At 72.8% G+C, this 21,454-nt stretch carries 15 protein-coding genes; 12 read left to right on the top strand and 3 right to left on the bottom strand.

Annotated elements, in window-relative coordinates:
* The first annotated feature begins 1,017 nt into the window (after positions 1-1,017).
* The 4 genes from ACIA5C_RS05325 to ACIA5C_RS05310 all read left to right on the top strand — a co-directional run bounded on the left by ACIA5C_RS05325 (position 1,018) and on the right by ACIA5C_RS05310 (position 5,892).
* Positions 1,018-2,220, top strand: a complete 1,203-nt coding sequence (locus ACIA5C_RS05325; protein ID WP_396052033.1) for a pentapeptide repeat-containing protein — start codon at positions 1,018-1,020, stop codon at positions 2,218-2,220.
* A 1,241-nt stretch (positions 2,221-3,461) separates the two neighbouring features.
* Complete coding sequence (hisI, locus tag ACIA5C_RS05320) at positions 3,462-3,815, top strand: phosphoribosyl-AMP cyclohydrolase (RefSeq protein ID WP_396051462.1); 354 nt, start codon at positions 3,462-3,464, stop codon at positions 3,813-3,815.
* A complete protein-coding gene (locus ACIA5C_RS05315; RefSeq protein ID WP_396051460.1) occupies positions 3,812-5,332 on the top strand; it encodes an anthranilate synthase component I in 1,521 nt (506 codons plus the stop codon). The genes hisI and ACIA5C_RS05315 overlap by 4 nt, the downstream gene beginning before the upstream one ends.
* Positions 5,329-5,892 (top strand): Trp biosynthesis-associated membrane protein, encoded by a 564-nt coding sequence (locus ACIA5C_RS05310; RefSeq protein WP_396051458.1) that lies wholly within the window; start codon positions 5,329-5,331, stop codon positions 5,890-5,892. Before ACIA5C_RS05315 ends, ACIA5C_RS05310 begins: the two co-directional genes overlap by 4 nt.
* A gap of 88 nt (positions 5,893-5,980) precedes the next feature.
* Here ACIA5C_RS05310 and ACIA5C_RS05305 read toward each other — a convergent pair whose 3' ends face one another.
* The gene (locus ACIA5C_RS05305) at positions 5,981-6,235 is read right to left on the bottom strand and encodes a hypothetical protein (protein WP_396051456.1); all 255 of its coding nucleotides are present in this window, start codon (positions 6,233-6,235) and stop codon (positions 5,981-5,983) included.
* 363 nt (positions 6,236-6,598) lie between these two features.
* On the opposite strand from ACIA5C_RS05305, the gene trpC reads away from it, so the two are divergent.
* From trpC to ACIA5C_RS05280, 5 genes are all read left to right on the top strand, one after another.
* Positions 6,599-7,402, top strand: coding sequence for an indole-3-glycerol phosphate synthase TrpC (trpC, locus tag ACIA5C_RS05300; RefSeq protein WP_396052031.1), 804 nt, complete (start codon positions 6,599-6,601; stop codon positions 7,400-7,402).
* Positions 7,399-8,634, top strand: coding sequence for a tryptophan synthase subunit beta (gene trpB, locus ACIA5C_RS05295; protein ID WP_396051455.1), 1,236 nt, complete (start codon positions 7,399-7,401; stop codon positions 8,632-8,634). The genes trpC and trpB overlap by 4 nt, the downstream gene beginning before the upstream one ends.
* On the top strand, positions 8,631-9,428 hold the full coding sequence (gene trpA, locus ACIA5C_RS05290) for a tryptophan synthase subunit alpha (RefSeq protein ID WP_396051453.1): 798 nt from the start codon (positions 8,631-8,633) through the stop codon (positions 9,426-9,428). The genes trpB and trpA overlap by 4 nt, the downstream gene beginning before the upstream one ends.
* Before the next feature lie 335 nt (positions 9,429-9,763).
* Entirely contained in the window at positions 9,764-10,936 is a 1,173-nt protein-coding gene (lgt, locus tag ACIA5C_RS05285) for a prolipoprotein diacylglyceryl transferase (protein ID WP_396051451.1), read from the top strand.
* Between the two features lie 30 nt (positions 10,937-10,966).
* Entirely contained in the window at positions 10,967-12,133 is a 1,167-nt protein-coding gene (locus ACIA5C_RS05280) for an FAD-dependent oxidoreductase (protein ID WP_396051449.1), read from the top strand.
* A 283-nt stretch (positions 12,134-12,416) separates the two neighbouring features.
* Here the strand turns inward: ACIA5C_RS05280 and ACIA5C_RS05275 are convergent, their stop codons facing one another.
* On the bottom strand, positions 12,417-13,334 hold the full coding sequence (locus ACIA5C_RS05275; protein ID WP_396051447.1) for a LysR substrate-binding domain-containing protein: 918 nt from the start codon (positions 13,332-13,334) through the stop codon (positions 12,417-12,419).
* A 72-nt stretch (positions 13,335-13,406) separates the two neighbouring features.
* Between ACIA5C_RS05275 and ACIA5C_RS05270 the strand changes: the two genes are divergently transcribed.
* Positions 13,407-14,318 (top strand): DMT family transporter, encoded by a 912-nt coding sequence (locus tag ACIA5C_RS05270; RefSeq protein ID WP_396051445.1) that lies wholly within the window; start codon positions 13,407-13,409, stop codon positions 14,316-14,318.
* Here ACIA5C_RS05270 and ACIA5C_RS05265 read toward each other — a convergent pair.
* Positions 14,315-15,205: a GNAT family N-acetyltransferase gene (locus ACIA5C_RS05265; RefSeq protein WP_396051444.1), complete on the bottom strand. Its 891-nt coding sequence runs from the start codon at positions 15,203-15,205 to the stop codon at positions 14,315-14,317. The genes ACIA5C_RS05270 and ACIA5C_RS05265 overlap by 4 nt on opposite strands.
* Before the next feature lie 171 nt (positions 15,206-15,376).
* Here ACIA5C_RS05265 and gltB point away from each other — a divergent pair, with 171 nt between their 5' ends.
* Together gltB and ACIA5C_RS05255 are read left to right on the top strand one after the other, a co-directional pair.
* Entirely contained in the window at positions 15,377-19,927 is a 4,551-nt protein-coding gene (gltB, locus tag ACIA5C_RS05260) for a glutamate synthase large subunit (protein WP_396051443.1), read from the top strand.
* Positions 19,920-21,392, top strand: coding sequence for a glutamate synthase subunit beta (locus ACIA5C_RS05255; RefSeq protein WP_396051440.1), 1,473 nt, complete (start codon positions 19,920-19,922; stop codon positions 21,390-21,392). Before gltB ends, ACIA5C_RS05255 begins: the two co-directional genes overlap by 8 nt.
* Positions 21,393-21,454 lie beyond the last annotated feature (62 nt).

The raw sequence follows: 21,454 nt of genomic DNA, 5'->3' as shown, positions 1-21,454 counted from the left end.
GCTGGCCGAGCGCCGAGCCGCGGGAACGTCGTCGTCCTCCCGCGCGGCACGACGGCCACCCGCCGGAGCGGCGTCGGAAGCGGTGACCCCGGCCCCGAGCACGGCACCGGTCGGGCCGGCGGACACCGAGCCGAGCGGATCGGAACCCAGCGGTTCCGCCTCCCGCGCAACGGCCCCACGGCTGCGGTCCGGCCGGGCCATCGGCACCGCGGTCATACCGGGCGGCGGCGGCGCGACGGTGGCCCGCGCGGCAGCGGCACTCACACCAGGCACCCCGGAAACCGGCCGCCCGGGACCGAACGCCCCCGCACCCAGCGTCTCCGATCCAACCGGCTCCGCCCCGACCCGCCCGGCGCCGAACAGCCCCGCACCAGACCCACCCGAGGCGCCCTGGCCGAGATCGCCCTGACCGAGGCCGCCCTGTCCCGAGCCGCCCTGTCCCAAGCCGCCCTGTCCCGAGCCGCCCTGTCCCGAGCCGGGCAGGTCCGTGCCGCCCTCGCCCGCGCCGCGCAGATCGGAGCCAGCCTGGCCCGTGCCAAGCAGCCTTGCGGCGCCCTGGCCCGCGGCGCCGGCCTGGCGCGCGTCGAGCCGCTCCGAGCCGGTCTGGCCCGCGCCGGACAATTCCGCGCCGCTCTGGCCTGGGCCAAGCAGTTCCGCTCCGCTCTGGCCGGTCCCAAGCAGTTCCGCGCCGCTCTGGCCTGCGCCGAGCAGTTGCGCGCCGCTCTGGCCTGCGCCGAGCAGATCGGTGCCGCTCTGGCCTACGCCGACCGGACCCGGACCGGGCTGGTTCGTGCCACGGCGACCGGGACCGAGCGGATCCGAGTCGGGCCGTTCCATCCCGGTCTGTTTTCCACCGGGTTGATCAGTACCGAGCAGATCGGACTCGGACCGTCCCGGCTGCTTCCTGCCGGACCGGCTTCCGCCGAGCGGATTCGTGTCGGACCGTCCGGGGCGGAGATGGTTCGTGTTGGCGTGGCCTCCGCCGAGCACATCCGAGGCTGACCGTTCCGGCCCCAGCTGGCCCGCGCCGACCTGGCCCGCGCCGACCTGGCCCGCGCCGACCTGGCCCGCGCCGACCTGGCCCGCGCTGAGCTGATCCGTGTCGGACCGTCCGAAGCCCGCGTGGTTCGCTCCCGCGCCGAGCGGATCCGAGTCGGACGGTCCCGAGCCGGAGTGGTTCGCGCTTGCGCCGAGCGGATCCAAGTCGGACCGTCCCGGGCGCGCGTGGTTTGCGCCGGCCTGGCCCGCGTCGAGCGGACCCGAGTCGGACCGCCGGGAGCCGAGGCGGCCCGCGTCGGCTCGGCCCGCCCCGGGCAGGTTCGAGTCGGGCTGGCCCGAGCCGGCGTGGCCCGAGCCGGTGTGGTTGGAGCCGGCGTGGTTCGGGTCCGCGCCGAGCTGCTCCGGGTCGGTGTTTCCGGGGCCGGGTCGGCCTCCGGTGGCCTGGTCCGCGCTGCGCTGGTCCGGAACCGACTCAGCGGGACCGAACAGGCCGGCGCCGCGCTTCGGGGCGCCGGAGCGGCGCGAACCGGGCTGGTCCGTACCGAGGGGATCCGGGCCCGAAAGGCCCGCGCCGAACCGGCCCGAGCGAGGCTGACCTGGTTCGGACTGGTCGGTGCTCAGTGCGTCCAGGCCGGGCCGGTCGGCAGCGGCTGGGCCGGCAGGTGCGCCGGGCATGCCGAAACCGGTGGTCGGCGTGCCAAGGTTGCCGCCGCGCGGCCGGAAGGCGGTCAGTCCGTGGCCGGGACGACGGGACTCGTCGGCTTCCTGGTCGGTGCCGTGGGCACCCTTGCTGGCCAGGTCGCCGCTGGGAGCGTCCGCAGCGAGCGGGTCGGCGCCGCCCGGGCGACGGCCGAAAGCCTCCGCGCCGGGCCGGCCGCCTCCTGGAACAGAAGCGTCACCGGAACCGAAAGCGTCCGTGCCGGGCCGGCCGCCGGGTACATCTGCGCGGCGGGAAGTGGGAGCGTCGGTGCCCAGCGGGTCGGCACCCGCGCGGCGAACGTCACCACCCGGCCGGTCGGCGTCGGGTCCGGCGCCGTTGAGTGCTTCGGGCCCGAGGTGAACAGTGTCGGCGCTGCTACCGCCACCGAGGCCGGAAGGGGAACCGAGGCCGTCACCCGGCCCGTTCCCGGGCGTCCGGCCGGGTCCGAATACGTCAGCCGGGCCGGCGCCGAGCCCATTGGCGGATCCCGGGCCGGCCGGCGAGGACAGCCCGGCGGGTGAGCCGGTGGCGCCGCGGACCGGAGCCGACCCGGACACCGGTGCGGCGCTGCCGGGCCGTTCGGCGTCGCGGCCCGGGTTGAACCCCGCCGGCGGGGTCTGGGCCGGGCGGCCCGATCGGGGTGCCGGCACACCGGAGACCGGGCCGGGGGTATAGGTGGGGGCCGGGTAGCCGGGGGACACCGGGCCGGCCGCGCCGCCCGAGGTCGGTGCGACCACCGGGTGGGTCGAGGTGGGCACGGACGCCCAGCCGGTGGCCTGGCCGCGGGCGGGTTCGGCGTCGCCCAGGTCGCGGCGGCGGCCGCCGGACGGTGCGGCGTCCTCGGTGTCGGCCGTCTTCGGCTGACCGGGAACCCCGGATCGTCCGTTCATGTCATCACGCCCGTTCTCGTCGCTTCGTTCCGCCTGAGCTGTGGCCGGACCGCTCGGATCGGGGCCGGCCGGTGGCTCCTGGGAAGTCTGGAGGTCGGCGGCCGGCTTGCCCGGTGACACGCCGTTAGGCGGTTTGGGGTGGTTGCCGTTCACCCCCGCGGGTCGGGTGTCGGCCGGGTTGCGCCCGCCGAACAGGAACCGCCCGCCGAGGCCGAGGCCTCCGAACGAGCCGGTGTCCCGCTGCCAAGGGGTGGCCTGCGGGGACTCTGCGGCGTCGGCCTCCGAGGGCCGGGCGTGACCGGCATCGCTGCCTGGGCGGGGCCCGAACGGCTGCTTGCGACCGCCGCGAGCGGGGCCGCCCGAAGGCGGTCCGCCGGAGGCCGGCCGGCCGGCCGGGGAGGGGTCGGGCGAGGACGGGTCGGGCGAGGACGAGGAGGGCGGCTGCGGCCCGCGGGCCGAGGCGAACGGTGCGTACGGCGGGACGGGCCGGACGCCCGGCGGGGTCACACCGGTCACGGCTTCCGCGTACGCCGGGGGGAGGCTGAACTCGAGAGCGACGATCTCGGCTTCACCCGGAAGGGTGCCCTCGGCGGCATCGTCGAGGTCGGGCCGGGGGTGCGACTGGCCACGCGCCGATCGGGCGTTGTCGGGGCTGGACGTCGGATCCATCGGTCTTCGACTCCCGTCGCGAGGCAGGCGCAACCCGCCTGAAATCGTGCTGACCCCGGCGGGAGCGGTGACCGCGCCCCAGGCCAGGGCGCAGCACCCGACGACGGTACCTTCCCCGGCGTCCGGGCACATCCCCTGTGACCGGATCGTGGGCCGGGCCCGGCCTGCTGAGCGCCGCCGCGCGGGTGGGGGAGAATCGGTGGGTGCCCGAATCACCGACTCTCGACCCTGCCGTCGCCGCCCGCCTCAAGCGCACCGACGACGGCCTGGTCGCCGCCATCGTGCGCGAGCACGGGAGCGGCGACGTGCTGATGCTCGCCTGGATGGACGACGAGGCCCTGCATCGCACGCTGACCACCGGCCGGGCGACGTACTGGTCGCGCAGCCGCCGGGAATACTGGGTGAAGGGCGCGACCTCGGGTCACCATCAATACGTCAGGGCGGTGGCGCTCGACTGTGACGGCGACGCGCTGCTGGTCACCGTCGAGCAGGTCGGCGCGGCCTGCCACACCGGCGAGCACACCTGTTTCCACACCGAGCTGGAGGTCAGCCGGTGACCAGCGGCGTGGTGACGCCCGACGAGGCGGCGTTCCTGGCTTCCACCCGGCGCGTGGTGCCGGTGGTGCGGCGGCTGCTGGCCGACGGCGAGACCCCGGTCGGCGTCTACACGAAACTGGCCGGCGGCCCGGGCACCTTCCTGCTCGAGTCGGCCGAGCAGGGCGCGGGCCCGTCCGGTGCGGCCTGGTCGCGCTATTCGTTCGTCGGGGTCCGCAGCGCGGCCACGCTGGTCGAGCGGGACGGCGAGGCGGCCTGGCTGGGTTCGCCCCCGGACGGCGTACCGCTGAACGGTGACCCCGTCGTGGCCCTGCGGGAAACGGTGGCCGCTCTGGCCGAGGGGCCGGAAGCGGCGGGCATGCCGCCGTTGACCGGCGGCATGGTGGGTTACCTGGCCTATGACCTCGTACGCCGGTTCGAGCGCCTGCCCAGCCGGACCACCGACGACCTGCTCCTGCCCGAGCTGGGCATGATGCTGGCGACCGACCTGGTGGTGCTCGACCACTACGACGGCTCGGCGTTCCTGGTCGCCAACGCGATCCTGCCGGAACACGCCGACGAGCTGGCGAAGCGCGCCGCCTATCACCACGCGGTCGGCCGGCTCGACGCGATGACCACCGCCCTGTCGCGGCCCACCCCGCCGATGATCTCGACCGTCGACCGGGTGCCGGCCGGTGAGCCGGTCAGCCGCACCGCCCCCGGCCAATATCAGAAGGCGGTCGAGGAGGCCAAGGAGGCGATCCGGGCCGGGGAGTGCTTCCAGATCGTCGTCGGGCAGCGTTTCGAGCGGCCGACCGACGCCGACCCGCTGGACGTCTACCGGGTGCTGAGGGCGACCAACCCGAGCCCGTACATGTACCTCCTGCGCTTCGACGACTTCGACATCGTCGGCTCGTCGCCCGAGGCCCACCTGAAGGTCAGCTCCTCAGGGCGGGCGCTGCTCCACCCGATCGCCGGCACCCGCTGGCGCGGCAAGACGCCCGAGGAGGACAACGCCCTGGCCGCCGACCTGCTGGCCGACCCGAAGGAGCGTTCCGAGCACGTGATGCTGGTCGACCTGGGCCGCAACGACCTGGGCCGGGTGTGCGCGCCGGGCACGGTCGAGGTGCCGGAGTTCGCGCGCATCGAGCGGTACAGCCATGTCATGCACATCGTCTCGACGGTGGTCGGCCAGCTCAGTGACGACCGGACGGCGTTCGACGCGCTGGCCGCGACGTTCCCGGCGGGCACGCTGTCGGGGGCACCCAAGGTCCGTGCGATGGAGATCATCGAGAGCCTCGAGCCGACCCGGCGCGGCCTCTACGGCGGCACGGTCGGCTATTTCGGCTTCGCCGGCGACATGGACATGGCGATCGCCATCCGCACTGCATTGATCAAGGGCGGGGTCGCGTACGTCGGTGCCGGCGCCGGCATCGTCGCCGACTCCGATCCGGCGTCCGAGGAGCAGGAGACCCGCAACAAGGCGGCGGCGGTGCTGGCGGCGATAGCCTCGGCCGAGACGTTGCGCGCGGCCCGATGAAGACCCGCCGGACCTACGCTTGGACGCTCGCCGCCTGCTTGGTGGGTTCGGTGCTTGCGGCGTACGCGGTGACGCGCACCTGGTCGCTTCAGCTGACTCCGCGAACCGGCATGTCCGACCTGCGTACGGCCCGCACCGGCACCGACGCCTCGCCGTGGGTGATCGGGCTGGCCCTGGTCGCGCTGGCCGGCACCGGGGCCTTGCTGGCGACCCGGAGTGTCGTGCGCCGGGTGCTCGGCGTGCTGCTGGCCCTGGCCGGCGCGGGAGTGGCGGTCGGCGCGGTGATCGGCCGGGTGGGCGTCGACCCGGGCGCGGCCGGCGCGGGCTCGACGGTCTGGCCCGTTCTGTGCGTGCTCGGCGGGGTGATCATCGCCGCGGGCGGCGTGACGGCGGCCCGTTTCGGGGCCGGCTGGCCCACGATGTCGGCCCGTTACGACCGCAAGCCGGTCGCGCCCTCGCAGTACAGCCCGGCGGAGAAGGCCTCGGACCCCGACCTTGCTCCGGCCGACCACCGCACGGCCTGGGATGCGCTGGACCGCGGCGACGACCCGACCGGATGATCTTTTACCGCCGATCGGGGTAACCGATCTTCGCGGGGCGCCGCGGGCTGCGGCCGGGCGCGGCTCCTCCGCGTACCGGAGGAACCGCTCAGCGGGAGCGGGAAAGCATTGCCGTCACTTCGCGGGTGAGCTCGTCGCGGGCCGCGTTGCGCGCCCGGTCGGCGAGGATGGCGTCCCACGCGTTGTCGCGGGCGGTGCGGATGTTGGTCGGGCCGACGACGGCCCGCTGCACGCCGGTCACTAGATCGGCGGCGGCGGACACGACGGCGCGGGAGACGGCGGCGAAGCCGGCCTGCTCGGCCGGTGCGGTCGGTGCGGTCGGAAAGGCCACGGTGAACTCCACGATCGATGCTCGGCTATCAGGCGCTGCTTGCGCGGCGCCGGGAACGATTGTGCCCTGCCGCCAGTGTCGTGGAGTCGCGTTTCCGGACTGTGACGCCCTGGTCAACGTGCCGTGGGGGTCCACCGATCAGATGAGGTGTCCCAGCACAGACGCCCGGCGGGCACTGAAGATCTTGTGACGGACGTGACAACATCAAGTGAGCAGGGCGCATTATGCCTGAGCCCACCTCGTGCGGCTCGCCATACCCCGGGCGGGCGGCAACGACCGCGACCTCCTAGCATCGGGCCGGAGACACCCGGAGAGGGGAGTCATTACGTGACATCCGATCAGCAAGCGTCAGCGGGCAGTGGCCGGCCGCAGAACGTGCTGGAGGAGATCCTCGCCGGAGTGCGCGAGGACGTGGCGATCCGGCAGGCCGAGGTGCCGCTGGATCAGGTACGCGAACTGGCCGCGGCGGCGCCGCCGGCTCTCGACGCGTACGCCGCCCTCCGCAAGCCGGGCGTGGCGGTCATCGCCGAGGTGAAACGGTCGTCGCCCTCGAAGGGCGCACTGGCCGAGATCCCCGACCCGGCCGACCTGGCCGGCGAATACGCTGCGGGCGGCGCCCGATGCATCAGCGTGCTCACCGAGGGACGGTGGTTCGGTGGTTCCCTCGACGACCTCAAGGCGGTGCGGGCCGCCGTTCAGATCCCGGTCCTCCGCAAGGACTTCGTCGTTTCCAGCTATCAGATCCACGAGGCGCGCGCGCACGGTGCCGACCTGGTGCTGCTGATCGTGGCGGCGCTGGAGCAGAACGTTCTGATGGGCCTCCTTGAGCGGGTCGAGTCGCTGGGCATGACGGCTCTGGTCGAGGTGCACAACGAGGAAGAGGCCGACCGGGCACTGGAGGCGAACGCGAAGGTCATCGGGGTGAACGCCCGTGACTTGCGGACGCTCGAGGTCGACCGGGGCGTCTTCGACCGGATCGCGCCGGGCCTGCCCAACAACGTCGTCAAGATCGCCGAGTCGGGCGTGCGGGGTCCGCACGACCTGATCCGGTACGCGTCGGCCGGTGCCGACGCGGTGCTGGTCGGCGAGGGCCTGGTGACCCAGAAGTCGCCGCGCGACGCGGTGGCCGAGCTGGTCAACGCCGGCAACCATCCCGCGACCCCGAGGCCGGTGCGATGACGGTTCTTCCCGATCTAGCCGGACATTTCGGGCGCTACGGTGGCCGTTTCGTCCCGGAAGCGCTGATTCGCGCGCTCGACGAGCTCGAGGCGGCCTACCGGTCGGCCAAGGTCGACCCGGCGTTCCAGGACCAGTTCCGCGACCTGCTGCGCAACTATGCGGGCACGCCGTCGCTCCTCTACCCGGCCCGGCGGCTGTCCGCTCGGCTGGGCGCCGAGATCCTGCTCAAGCGGGAAGACCTCAACCACACCGGCGCCCACAAGGTGCGCAACGTGCTCGGTCAGGCCCTGCTCGCCAAGCGCATGGGCAAGCCCCGGGTGATCGCCGAGACCGGGGCCGGCCAGCACGGCGTGGCCAGCGCGACCGCGGCCGCCCTGCTCGACCTCGAGTGCGTGGTCTACATGGGTGAGACCGACACCGAGCGGCAGGCGCTCAACGTCGCCCGCATGCGCATGCTCGGCGCGACCGTGGTGCCGGTGACCAACGGTTCCCGCACGCTCAAGGACGCCCTCAACGAGGCGCTCCGCGACTGGGTGGCCAGCGTCGACACCACGCACTACCTGCTCGGCACGGCGGCCGGCCCGCACCCGTTCCCGGAGATCGTGCGCGACTTCGTGGGCGGCATCGGCGTCGAGGCGCGTGCGCAATGTCTCGATCAGCTCGGGCGCCTCCCGGACGCGGTCGCCGCCTGCGTGGGCGGCGGGTCCAACGCGATCGGCATCTTCCACGCGTTCGTCGGCGACGAAGACGTCCAGCTGTTCGGCTTCGAAGCCGGCGGTGACGGCATCGAAACCGGCCGGCACGCCGCGTCGATCACCGGCGGCTCGGCGGGGGTCCTGCACGGAGCCCGGACGTACGTGCTGCAGGACGACGACGGCCAGACCATCGAGTCGCACTCGATCTCGGCCGGGCTCGACTACCCGGGCGTCGGCCCCGAGCACGCGTGGCTGCACGACACCGGCCGCGCGACGTACTCGCCGGTCACCGACGACGAGGCGATGGCCGCGTTCCAGCTGCTCTGCCGCACCGAAGGCATCATCCCGGCGATCGAGAGCGCGCACGCGCTGGCCGGCGCGGCAAAGATCGTCCCGATGCTGCGCGAGGAGCTGGGGCGCACGCCGACGATCGTGATCAACCTGTCCGGGCGCGGCGACAAGGACGTGCACACCGCGGGCGCCTACTTCGGGATCCTCGACTCGGTCGAGACGCTGGTGCCGGGAGAGCAAGAGTGAGCATTTCAGCGGTCTTCGGCAAGGCGCGGGCGGAAAACCGGGCGGTGCTGATCGGCTGCATGCCGGCCGGGTTCCCGACGGTCGACGACAGCATCGCGTCGATGATCGCGATGCACGAGGCCGGCTGCGACGTCATCGAGGTCGAACTGCCGTACTCCGACCCGGTGATGGACGGACCGGTGATCCAGAAGGCGAGCGACATCGCGCTGGCCGGCGGCGTGCGCACCCGCGACACGCTGCGGATCATCGACGCGGTCGCGTCGGCCGGGGCGTCGGTCGTGCTGATGACGTACTGGAACCCGATCGAGAAGTACGGCGTGAACGCGTTCGCCCGCGACCTCGCCGCGGCCGGCGCCACCGGCATGATCACCCCGGACCTGATCCCGGACGAGGCGGCGGAGTGGATCGCCGCCGCCGACGAGCACCGCATCGACCGCACGTTCCTGGTCTCGCCGTCGTCGACCGACGAGCGGATCGCGATGACCGTGGCCAACTGCCGCGGCTTCGTCTACGCAACCGCGCTGATGGGCGTCACCGGCGCCCGCAAGACGGTCTCCTCGCAGGCGCCCGAACTGGTCGACCGGGTACGCCACGCCGACCCGCAGATGCCGGTCGGCGTCGGCCTGGGCGTAGGCAACGGCGCCCAGGCCGCCGAGGTCGCCTCGTTCGCCGACGGCGTCATCGTCGGCAGCGCCCTGATCCGCTGCGTCCTGGAGGCCCCCGACCGCCCCACAGGCTTGTCCCGGCTACGCACCCTGACCACCGAACTAGCCAAGGGAGTCCGCAACCTCTAGCGCCCCACCAGCGCGGACTGAGCTCATCGCGCCCGTCGGCGTGGTCGAGCGGTCGCCCGTCGGCGTGGACTGAGCCCGCCGCGACCCACGGCATGGTTGAGCGGTCGCCCGTCGGCGTGGACTGAGCCCGCCGCGACCCACGGCATGGTTGAGCGGTCGCCCGTCGGCGTCATGGCCCGGCTTTTTCTGTCGTCCGTCGGTTTTTGCGGGCGGCAGAAAAAGCCGTGTCATGACGCCGACCTAAAGGGGCGACCGTTCGCGGAGCGAAGCGGAGCCAGCAAATACAGCTGCCCCTGTTAACTCCCACAAGGGTCGACGACGGTAGCGTGTGCTCCGTGATTGTCGCCGCCATCCCGAGCCCCTCAACGTCCGTGTGGCATGTGTTCGGCCTGCCCGTCCGGGCGTACGCGATCTGCATCGTCCTGGGCATCGTCGCCGCCGTGCTGATCATGGAGCGTCGCCTGCGGGCCCGGGGTGTCGCGCCGTGGGCTTCGCTCGACATCGCGGTGTGGGCGGTGCCGTTCGGCATCGTCGGGGCGCGCATCTACCACCTGATCACCTCGCCGCAGGACTACTTCGGTTCCGGCGGTGACCCGATCAAGGCGCTCTATATCTGGGAGGGCGGCCTCGGCATCTGGGGTGCGGTGGCCGGTGGCGCGTTCGGCGCCTGGCTGGCGGCCCGGCAGCTCGGCCTGCCGCTGTCGGTGCTCGCCGACTCGCTCGCCCCCGGTCTGCCGGTGGCCCAGGCGATCGGCCGGCTCGGCAACTGGTTCAACAACGAGCTGTACGGCCGGCTCACCACGCTGCCCTGGGGCCTGCGGGTGCACGACATGAGCGACAAGGATCCCGGCCACGCGCTGACGTTCGACGGCAAGGCGTCGGTGAAGCCCGGGCTCTACCATCCGACGTTCCTCTACGAGCTGCTCTGGGATCTCGGCGTCGGCCTGCTGGTCTGGCTGCTCGACCGGAAATACAAGTTCGGCCGCGGGCGGGCGTTCGCGATCTATGTGATGGCCTACACGGCCGGCCGCTTCTGGATCGAGATGCTGCGCGACGACGAGGCCAACAAGTTCTTCGGCATCCGCCTCAACGTGTTCACGGCGGCGATCGTGTTCCTGGGCGGCCTGATCTACTTCCTCGTGGTCAAGGGGCCGCGCGCCTACGTCGTGCCGGAGGACGCGCCGGAGACCGAGCCGGAGCCGGTCGCCGCGAGCGACGTCTCCCCGGTCGACGTGGCCGACGCGGGCAGCGAGCCGGCCCGGGCCCCCAAGTCCTACCAGGTGGTGAGCGAGGCCCGTTTCGAGGCTTACCGGCGCACCGGCATCCTGCCGCCCGACACCCCGGAGGACGTGGAGCTCGAGATCGCCGCGGGCGGTCACCCGAAGGACCCGGAAGACCCGGCCGGCCCGGCCGGCATCGGCGCGGCCGTGTTGTCCACCGGGGCCGCCGCCGGCAAGTCGGCGGCCGCCCCCGAGGGCGGCGACGGCGATTCCGGCGAAGACCACTGACGGCCGGGCCGCGGCGAGAGGCGGGCGGGCGTGCGCACGGCCGTGGTGGTGGGCGCCGGCATGGCCGGCTTGGCGGCGGCCGGCGGGCTGGCCCGGTCCGGCTGGCAGGTGACGGTTCTCGAACGCGGTGAGCGGGTGGCGGCGCCCCCGACCGCGCTGGTGCTCTGGTCGAACGGCCGCCGCGCCCTGGAGTCCCTCGACCCGGACGGCGGCTGGTCGGCGATTGCTTCGCCGCTGCCCGACGGCGGGGTCCGCCGCCCCGACGGGCAGTGGGTGGTCGCGCCGCGGGCCCGGGCCGGTGCCGGTCCGGCCCCGGTGGTGGTCCATCTCGAGGACCTGTACGACACGCTGGTCGCCGGTCTGGGCGACCTGGTGCAGATCCGTACCGGTTTCGCGGTCACGACGCTGCGCACGGGTCCGCGCCAGCGCCCGGTGGTCGGCGACGGCCGCACGATGATCGAGGCCGACCTGGTGGTGGCCGCCGACGGCATCGACAGCCCGCTCCGCCGTGCGCTGGCACCCGAGGCGGTCGCGGTCGGTTCCGGCTTCGCGGCCTGGCAGGCGGTGATTCCGGCGTACCGCGCACCTCGGCTCGACGCCGGCGGCGAGACCCTGGGTGCCGGCTACCGGTTCATCTCGATCCCGCTCGGCGGCCGCCGGGGCGGTGCCTACTGGGTCGCGACTGCTGCGGGCGCCTCCCGGCCGGAGTCGGCGGCGACCCAGCTGGCCTTGTTGCGGCGCTGGTTCGCCGGGTGGCACGCCCCGATCGGCGACCTGCTGGCCGCCACCGAGCCGTCCGACCTGATCCCGCAGGAGGTCCGCGAGCTGCGCCCGCTCCCGCGGGCCTACGGTTTCGCCTCCGGCACCGGCGGCGTGGTGCTGCTCGGCGACGCGGCCCACGCCATGCCGCACCACCTGGGCCAGGGCGCGTGCCTGGCCTTCGAGGACGCGGCCACCCTGCGCTCGCTCGTGGCCGGCGCCGAGCCGGGTCCCGGCCTCGTCGCGGCGATCGAGGCGTACAGCCGTACGCGTCGGCCCCGCACGACCAGCGTCGTCCGCCAGACCCGCCGCATGTCGGCGGTGGTGCAGGCCCGCGGCCGCCTTGCGTTGCGGGCCCGCGACGCCGCCCTCAACCACATGCGTCCCCGCATCCTCGGCCACACCCACGACACGGCGGACTGGCTGCCCCCGGACTGACCACCCGGCGGGCGTTCGAAAAACGCTGAAGAGGGCGACCAGCCGGTGGGCGTGCGGGAAGCGCTCGAAGAGGGACCAGCCGGTGGGCGTGCGGGAAACGTTCGAAGAGGGACCACCCGGTGGGCGTGTGGGAAACGCTCGAAGAGGGACCACCCGGTGGGCGTGCGGGAAACGCTCGGAGAGGGACCAGCCGGTGGGCGTGTGGGAAACTCTCGGAGAGGGACCACCCCAAGTAGAGGAGACGTAACGGCGACGGCTCGGGCTGGGCGGCCGGGCTCCCGTATCAGAAGGAAGCGTGGCCGAAACGCCCGGCCTGCGCCGAGACCTCGGCGAGGAAGGCGGTCAGCGCGGGCGCCGGGGGCGTGTCGCGGGTGACCGCGACCAGGCGGCGGCGGACGGTCGTCTCCGCGATGTCGCGGATGGCCAGTGCCGGGTCGCGGGCCGGCATCGCCAGGGGTGGCATGAGGGCGACCGCGGCGCCGGCCCGGACCAGTTCGAGCTGGACGTCGGCGTCGTTGGAGCGGTGGCGCAGGTCGGGTTCGTAGCCGCCGAGGGCGCGGCAGGTGCCGATGACCATGGCGTGGTGGCCGGTTCCTTCGGCCGAGGCGGTCCAGACGGCGTCCCGCAGTGCGTTGATCGCGACCGGGCCCGGCGAACCGGCCAGCGGATGCGCCGCGGGCAGGACCAGCCGGAGGGGTTCCTCCAGCAGCCGGGTGAAGCGGAGGCCGGCCGGGCGCGGGCGGGGGTGCCCGTCGTATTCGTCGCCGATGACCAGGTCGGCGGCGCCCAGCCGCAGGCCGGGCAGGGCCTGTTCGAGTTCGAGTTCGGAGATTTCCACTCGGACCCGGGGGTGTGCCTCGGTGACCGCCGCGAGGGCCGGGATCAGCAGGCGCCGCGCGGCCGACTGGAGTCCGCCGGCGCGGACGGTGCCCCGGATGTCGCCGCTCAGCGCGGCCAGGTCGGCCTCGGCCGCCTCGGCGGCTGCCAGCAGGACGCGGGCGTGTTCGGCGAGCAGCCGGCCGGCGTCGTTGAGGCGTACGCCGCGGCCCGCCTTCTCGAAGAGTCTGGTGCCGGCCTCCTTCTCGAGCAGGGCCAGCTGCTGGGAGACGGTCGACGGGCTGTAGGCCAGGGCGGCGGCGACCGCGCCGAGGGTGCCGCGCTCCTGGAACTCGCGGAGGAACCGCAGCCGCCGCAGATCCATTCGAGAATCCTAACCAGTCAGCTCCATGAATCATCGCTGTACCTGGCGGGTCACGTGCCCGATGCTCGATTCATGGGTGCGGTTCTGTGTCTCGTCTCGGCGGCCTGCTTCGGTGCGATGGCGATCTTCGGCAAGCTCGCCTACGACGCCGGGGTTTCGTCGGCGGCCCTCGTGCTGGTCCGCTTCGCTCTGGCGGCCGTGCTGCTCGGGGCGGTGCTGCTCGCGCGGCGGGTCCCGGTGAAGATCGGCGGACGGGCGATGGCGATTGCCATCGGTCTCGGTGCTTTCGGGTACGCGACGCAGGCCAGCCTCTTCTTCTCGGCGCTGCAACGGATGGACGCGTCGATGCTGTCGCTGATCCTCTACACCTATCCGATCCTGGTGACCGTGGGCGCGGTGCTGCTGGGCCGGGAACGGCTCACCCGCCGGCGTCTGTTCGCGCTGCTGGCGGCCTCGGCCGGAACGCTGCTGGTGCTGGCCGGGGCGGGCGGGGCCGGGTTCCGGCCGGTCGGCGCGCTGATGGCGTTCGGGGCCGCGGTCACCTACACCGTGTACATCCTGGTCGCCGACACCGTCGTCGACCGGGTGCCCCCGCTGGTGCTGTCGACGCTGGTGATGGCCGGTGCGGCCGGGTCGCTCGGCGGCCGGGCGCTGCTCACCGGCGGGGTCGGCCCGGGCTTCGGCGCGGCCGGATGGTTCTGGCTCGCCTGCATCGCGGTCGTCTCGACCGTGGTGGCGATGCTCGCGTTCTTCGCCGGGCTGCGGCGGACCAGCCCGTCGGCCGCGGCGATCCTGTCGACCTTCGAGCCGGTGGTCACGACCGGGCTGGCCGCGGCGGCGTTCGGCGAGACGCTGACGCCGGTGCAGCTCGCGGGCGGCCTGCTCGTGCTCTCGTCGGCGGTCGTGCTGCAGGTGCGCCGGCCGTCGGCGGGGAAAGCCGAAGCGGCCGCCCCCTCGATGACCGTCGCCGGGAATCCGGCCTAACCCAGGCCCTGGATGGCGGCGGCTGCCGGTTCGGCGATGCAGGCCGTGCCGATGCGCCGGAAACCGACCCGGGTGTAGAGGCGGGCCACGTCGTCGTCGCTCGCGGAGAGGAAGACCGTGGTCGCCCCGGTGTCGAGGGTGCGGTGGGCCAGGGTGGCGGTGAGTTGGGAGGCGTAGCCGCGGTTGCGGGCCGAGGGGAGGGTGGCCACCCCGACCACCTCGGAGATGTCGCCCGCGCGCTGGATGCCGCCGGTGGCCAGGATGCCCTCGGCCGGGGAGTCGGCGACCGCGGTCAGGAAGTCGGTGCCGGCCGAGTGGGTCCGGACCCGTTGAAGTTCGCCGGGCGGGAGGGCGACCGTGGCGGCGTCGCGCTCGGCCGGGCCGGCGTCCATCGTGACCAGGGAACCCGAGGTGGCGCCCTCGAGCGGCGTCGCATTGGCCGGTGCGCCGAACGCGAGCCGGGACACCGCGCGGGAGGCGGCCACGTCGTCGGCGAAGGTCGGCGACCGGGGGTCGAGCACCCGCACGGTGGCGCCCGGAACCGGCAGTTCGGGCAGCAACGCGGCCGGGTCGAGGACCAGCAGCGGCGCGAGGTGGACGTCGAGACCGGCCGAGCGGGCGACCGCGAGCAGATCGGGCGTGGTCTCGTGGACCCATTCGAACGCCTCGGGAATGCCCAGCTCTCGTTGGCGGCGGCGGACCGCAGTAATATCGGCGGCGGACGGCGTTTCCGCCCCGATCCGGGGGCGGGCGTAATAGGGCCATCCCTCACCATCGCGGATGAAGAGCACGAGACCACCGAAATCCTCGACCGTTGCGTAAGGTCGGGGGACGGCGTCATAGAAACGCTCGAGCCTGACAAAGACGTCGACATCCGCTTGCGCCACCGCGCGAGACTACCCAATCACGGTGATGATGGCGTCACGGCATTCCCGCCCCGAGGTGTGATCAACCCGAACTGGCGGAGATCGGTAGCCCTTACCGTAGACTCTAGGAACTTTGCAGGGCCGACGTCGTCCCGACCTTGATGTGAAACACCAGTGACGACAGGAGGCCCGGTGGCATATCCGCACCCCCAGGGGCTTTACGACCCGACGACGGAGCGCGACGCCTGCGGTGTGGCCTTCGTGGCCGACCTCTACGGGCGGCGTTCCCACGATGTGGTCGCCAAGGGCCTGTCGGCGCTGATCCGTCTCGACCACCGGGGCGCCCGCGGCGCCGAGCACAACACCGGCGACGGCGCCGGCATCATGATCCAGATCCCCGACGCGTACTACCGCGCGGCCGCCGGGATCGATCTGCCCGAGCCCGGCTACTACGCGACCGGCCTGGCCTTCCTGCCCAACGACGCGGCCGAGCAGGCCCGCGCGGTCAAGATCTTCGAGAAGTACGCGCTGGTCGAGGGCGGCGAGGTGCTCGGCTGGCGCGACGTGCCGGTACGCCCGGAGGGCCTCGGCGTGACCGCCGAGGAGGCCCGCCCGGTGATCCGGCAGGTGTTCCTGGCCGCGCACCGGCTCACCGGCTCGGCGGCCGGCCCGAAGGACGCGCCGCTGCACGGCATCGAACTCGACCGGGTCGCGTTCACCATCCGCAAGCAGGCCGAGCGGGAGTCGTCGCAGCGCGGCGTCGGGGTCTACTTCCCGTCGCTCTCCTCGCGCACGATCACCTTCAAGGGCATGCTCACGCCCGACCAGCTGCCGGCGTTCTTCCCCGATCTGACCGACGCGCGGGTCGAGAGCGCGATCGCGCTGGTGCACTCCCGGTTCTCGACCAACACCTTCCCGTCGTGGCCGCTGGCCCATCCCTACCGGTTCATCGCGCACAACGGCGAGATCAACACGATCCGGGGCAACAAGAACTGGATGGCCGCCCGCGAGGCGCTGCTGAAGTCGAAGGTGCTGCCCGGCGGCATCAAGCGGCTGTTCCCGATCAACACGCCGGAGGCGTCCGACTCGGCCAGCTTCGACGAGGTGCTCGAGCTGCTGCACCTGGCCGGGCGCAGCCTGCCGCACGCCGTGCTGATGATGATTCCCGAGGCCTGGGAGAACGACCCGGGCATGGAGCCGGCGCGGCGCGCCTTCTACCGCTTCCACGCCAGCCTGATGGAGCCGTGGGACGGCCCGGCCAGTGTGGCGTTCACCGACGGGTCGATGATCGGCGCGGTGCTCGACCGCAACGGCCTGCGACCCGGGCGCTGGTGGCACACCCGCGACGGCCTGGTCGTGCTGGGCAGCGAGGCGGGCGTGCTCGACCTCGACCCGGCCACCGTGGTCGCCAAGGGCCGCCTGCAGCCGGGCAAGATGTTCCTGGTCGACACCGAGGCCGGCCGCATCGTGCACGACGACGAGATCAAGGCCCGGCTGGCCGCCGAGCAGCCCTACGACGAGTGGCTGCACGCCGGCCTGATCCACCTCGACGACCTGCCGCCGCGCGAGCACGTCATCTACACCCACGACTCGGTGACCCGGCGCCAGCAGGTGTTCGGTTACAGCGAGGAAGAGCTCAAGATCCTGGTCGCGCCGATGGCCCGCACCGGCGCCGAGCCGCTCGGCTCGATGGGCACCGACACGCCGATCTCGCCGCTGTCGACCCGGCCGCGGCTGCTGTTCGACTACTTCCACCAGCTGTTCGCGCAGGTCACCAACCCGCCGCTGGACGCGATCCGCGAGGAACTGGTCACCAGCCTGTCGACGACGATCGGGCCGGAGGGCAACCTGCTCGACCCGGGCCCGGCGTCCTGCCGCCAGGTCGTGCTGCCCTACCCGATCATCGACAACGACGAGCTGGCCAAGCTGCTCTCGATCGACGAGGACGGTGACCTGCCCGGCTTCAAGGCGGTGCGGGTGTCCGGCCTCTACCCGCTGCGCGACGGCGCGGACGGCATCCAGGCCCGCCTGACCCAGATCTGCCGGCACGTGTCGGAGGCGATCGAGGACGGCGTACGCATCCTGGTCCTGTCCGACCGCGACTCCAACGCCGGTCTGGCCCCGATCCCGTCACTGCTGCTCACCGCGGCCGTCCACCAGCACCTGGTGCGCGAGCAGACCCGCACCCAGGTCGCGCTGGTCGTCGAGTCCGGCGACTGCCGCGAGGTGCACCACGCGGCGGTGCTGATCGGCTACGGCGCGGCGGCGGTCAACCCGTACCTGGCGTTCGAGTCGGTCGACGACCTGATCGCGACCGGCCCGCTGGCCGGCATGGACTCGCGGGCCGCGGTGCGCAACTACGTGAAGGCGCTCGGCAAGGGCGTCCTCAAGATCATGTCCAAGATGGGCATCTCGACGGTCTCGTCGTACTGCGGGGCGCAGGTGTTCGAGGCGGTCGGCCTCGACAACAAGCTGCTGCAGCGCTACTTCGCCGGCACGAGCGGGCGGATCGGCGGATCGGGCCTGGCCGAGATCCACGCCGAGGTGAAGACCCGTCACGAGAAGGCGTACCCGGCCAATCCGGCCGAGCGCACCCACCGGCGGCTCGAGGTCGGCGGCGAATACCAGTGGCGCCGCGAGGGTGAGGTCCACCTCTTCAACCCGGAGACGGTCTTCCTGCTCCAGCACGCGACGCGCTCGAAGCAGTACGACGTCTTCCGCCGATACACCGAGAAAGTGGACGACCTGGCCGCCGAGGCTGGCTCTTTGCGCGGGCTGTTCCGGTTCAGGAAAAGGGAACCGGTCCCGCTCGACGAGGTCGAGCCGGTCGAGAGCATCGTCAAGCGCTTCGCCACCGGCGCGATGAGCTACGGCTCGATCAGCGCCGAGTCCCACGAGACCCTGGCCATCGCGATGAACCGCCTCGGCGGCAAGTCGAACACCGGCGAGGGCGGCGAGGACACCGACCGCCTCTACGACCCGCAGCGCCGCTCCGCGGTCAAGCAGATCGCGTCCGGCCGCTTCGGCGTCACCAGTGAATACCTGGTCAACGCCGACGACCTGCAGATCAAGATGGCGCAGGGCGCGAAGCCCGGCGAGGGCGGCCAGCTGCCCGGCAACAAGGTGTGGCCGTGGATCGCCAAGACCCGGCACGCCACCCCGGGCGTCGGGCTCATCTCGCCGCCGCCGCACCACGACATCTACTCGATCGAGGACCTGGCCCAGCTGGTCCACGACCTCAAGATGGTCAACCCGCGCTCCCGCGTACACGTCAAGCTCGTCTCCGAGATCGGAGTCGGCACCGTCGCCGCGGGCGTGGCCAAGCTCAAGGCCGACGTGATCCTGATCTCCGGGCACGACGGCGGAACCGGCGCGTCCCCGCTCAACTCGCTCAAGCACGCCGGTTCCCCGTGGGAACTCGGTCTGGCCGAGGCGCAGCAGACCCTGCTGCTCAACAAGCTCCGCGACCGGGTCACCGTGCAGGTCGACGGCCAGCTCAAGACCGGCCGCGACGTGGTGATCGCCGCGCTCCTCGGCGCCGAGGAGTTCGGCTTCGCCACTGCTCCTCTGATCGTCAGCGGCTGCGTGATGATGAGGGTTTGTCACCTCGACACCTGCCCGGTCGGCATCGCCACCCAGAACCCGGTGCTGCGCGAGCGCTTCACCGGCAAGCCCGAGTTCGTGGAGAACTTCTTCCTCTTCCTCGCCGAGGAGGTCCGTGAATACCTGGCCGAGCTGGGCTTCCGCACGATCGACGAGGCGATCGGCCACGCCGAGGTGCTCGACGTGCGTCCCGCGGTCGACCGCTGGAAGGCCCACGGTCTCGACCTGTCGCCGATTCTGTTCGTGCCCGAGCTCGCACCGGGGGCCTCGCTGCGCAAGGCCCAGGACCAGGACCACGGCCTCGAGAAGGCGCTCGACAACAAGCTCATCGAGCTTGCGGCGCCGGCCTTGGCCGACGCCCATGAGGTACGCGCGGAGCTCGGTGCCCGCAACGACCAGCGAAGTGTCGGGGCGATGCTGGGTGGCGAGGTCACCCGGCGCTACGGCGGCACCGGCCTGCCCGAGGACACCATCGTCTTCACCCTGCGGGGCACCGGCGGCCAGTCGTTCGGCGCGTTCCTGCCCCGCGGGGTCACGCTGCGGCTGATCGGCGACGCCAACGACTACGTCGCCAAGGGCCTGTCCGGCGGCCGGGTCGTAGTGCGGCCCGACGAGGACGCGCCGTTCGTGGCCGAGGACAACATCATCGCCGGCAACACGATCCTCTACGGCGCGACCAGCGGCGAGCTGTTCCTGCGCGGCCGGGCCGGCGAGCGGTTCGCGGTCCGCAACTCGGGCGCCACCGCGGTCGTCGAGGGCGTCGGCGACCACGGCTGCGAATACATGACCGGCGGCACGGTCGTGGTGCTCGGCCCGACCGGGCGCAACTTCGCGGCCGGCATGAGCGGGGGCACGGCGTTCGTGCTCGACCTGTCGCCGACCCGGGTCAACCCGGAGCTGGTCGACCTGGCCCCGCTGACCGCCGACGAGCAGGAACGGCTGCACACCCTGGTCGAGAAGCACCTGACCGAGACCGGTTCGGCGGTGGCCGAGCGGCTGGTCAAGGACTGGCCGGCCGCGGCCGAGCGCTTCACCGCGGTGGTGCCGCGCGACTACAAGCGCGTGATGGAACTGATCAGGACCGCCGAAGCCGCCGGTCGCGACGTCGACGAGGCGGTCATGGGAGGTCACGGTGCCTGATCCGAACGGTTTCCTGCGCTACGAGCGGCAGCTGCCCAAGCGGCGGCCGGTGCCGGTACGCATCCGGGACTGGCGCGAGGTCTACCCGCCCGCGGGCGAGGAGCTGATCCGCGACCAGGCCACCCGGTGCATGGACTGCGGCATCCCGTTCTGCCACGAGGGCTGCCCGCTCGGCAACCGCATCCCGGACTGGAACGATCTGGTCCGCACCGGCGCGTGGGGCGCGGCGGCCGAGGCGCTGCACGCGACCAACAACTTCCCGGAGTTCACCGGGCGGCTCTGCCCGGCGCCCTGCGAGGCGGCCTGCGTCCTCGGCATCGCCGATGACCCGGTCACGATCAAGCAGGTCGAGGTCGAGATCGCCAACCACGCGTTCGCGCTGGGTTACGTACGCCCGCAGCCCGCCGGAGTGCAGTCCGGCAAGCGGGTCGCGGTCGTCGGCTCGGGCCCGGCCGGCCTGGCCGCCGCTCAGCAGCTGGCCCGGGCCGGTCACGCGGTTACCGTCTTCGAGCGGGACGACCGGATCGGCGGCCTGCTCCGCTACGGCATCCCCGACTTCAAGATCGAGAAGCACGTGGTGGATGCCCGGCTCGAGCAGATGATCGCCGAGGGCGTCGTCTTCGAGACCGGCGTCGACGTGGGCACCGACGTGACCGCCGACGACCTGCGCGAGCGGTTCGATGCGGTGCTGCTGGCGGCGGGCGCGCTCGCCGGCCGCGACGCCACGTCGACCCCGGGCCGCGATCTCAACGGCGTGCACCTGGCGATGGAACACCTGGTGCCGGCCAACCGGGTCGTCGCGGGCCTTTCGGACACGACGCCGATCGACGCCGCGGGCAAGCACGTGGTGATCATCGGCGGCGGCGACACCGGTGCCGACTGCCTGGGCGTGGCCCACCGGCAGGGCGCGGCCAACGTGATCCAGCTCGACCAGTACCCGCTGCCGTCCGAGGTCCGGGTCGACGCGCTGCACCCGTGGCCGACCTGGCCGGTCATCCTGCGCAACTACCCGGCCCACGAGGAGGGCGGCGACCGCGTCTTCGGCGTGGCCGTCCAGGAGTTCGTCGGCGACGACGCCGGCAACGTCACCGCGGTCCGGGTCGCCGACGTGGTCGTCGAGCGGGTCGACGGTGTCCGCACGGTCACGATCACCCCGGGCTCGGAGCGCGACCTGCGGGCCGACCTGGTGCTGCTCGCGATCGGCTTCGAGGGCACCGAGCAGCAGCCGTTCCTCGACCAGTTCGGGCTGACCCGCAACCGGCGGGGCGCGCTCGACGCCGACAAGACCTGGCAGACCGCGGCCGACGGCGTCTTCGTCGCCGGCGACATGCACCGCGGTGCCTCGCTGATCGTCTGGGCGATCGCCGAGGGCCGGGCCGCCGCCGCCGCGATCCACGACTACCTGGGTGCCGACGGCAACCTGCCGGCGCCGGTACGCGCGGACGCCCAGCCCCTGTCGGCCTGATCTCATCGCCGTGACAGTTGAAAGGAGCGGTCGGCATAATCGCCCCTGACAGGGGAGAGGTG

This window comes from Actinoplanes sp. NPDC051343 (genome assembly GCF_044455125.1).
Taxonomy (GTDB): domain Bacteria; phylum Actinomycetota; class Actinomycetes; order Mycobacteriales; family Micromonosporaceae; genus Actinoplanes.
This window is presented reverse-complemented; position numbering and strand designations above follow the sequence as displayed.

Excerpts from the sequence above, each read along its gene's own strand:
- ACIA5C_RS05270 (WP_396051445.1), top strand. The coding sequence starts at position 13,407 with ATGGGTGCGGTTCTGTGTCTCGTCTCGGCGGCCTGCTTCGGTGCGATG.
- ACIA5C_RS05310 (WP_396051458.1), top strand. The coding sequence starts at position 5,329 with ATGAAGACCCGCCGGACCTACGCTTGGACGCTCGCCGCCTGCTTGGTG.
- trpB (WP_396051455.1), top strand. The coding sequence starts at position 7,399 with ATGACGGTTCTTCCCGATCTAGCCGGACATTTCGGGCGCTACGGTGGC.
- ACIA5C_RS05275 (WP_396051447.1), bottom strand. The coding sequence starts at position 13,334 with ATGGATCTGCGGCGGCTGCGGTTCCTCCGCGAGTTCCAGGAGCGCGGC.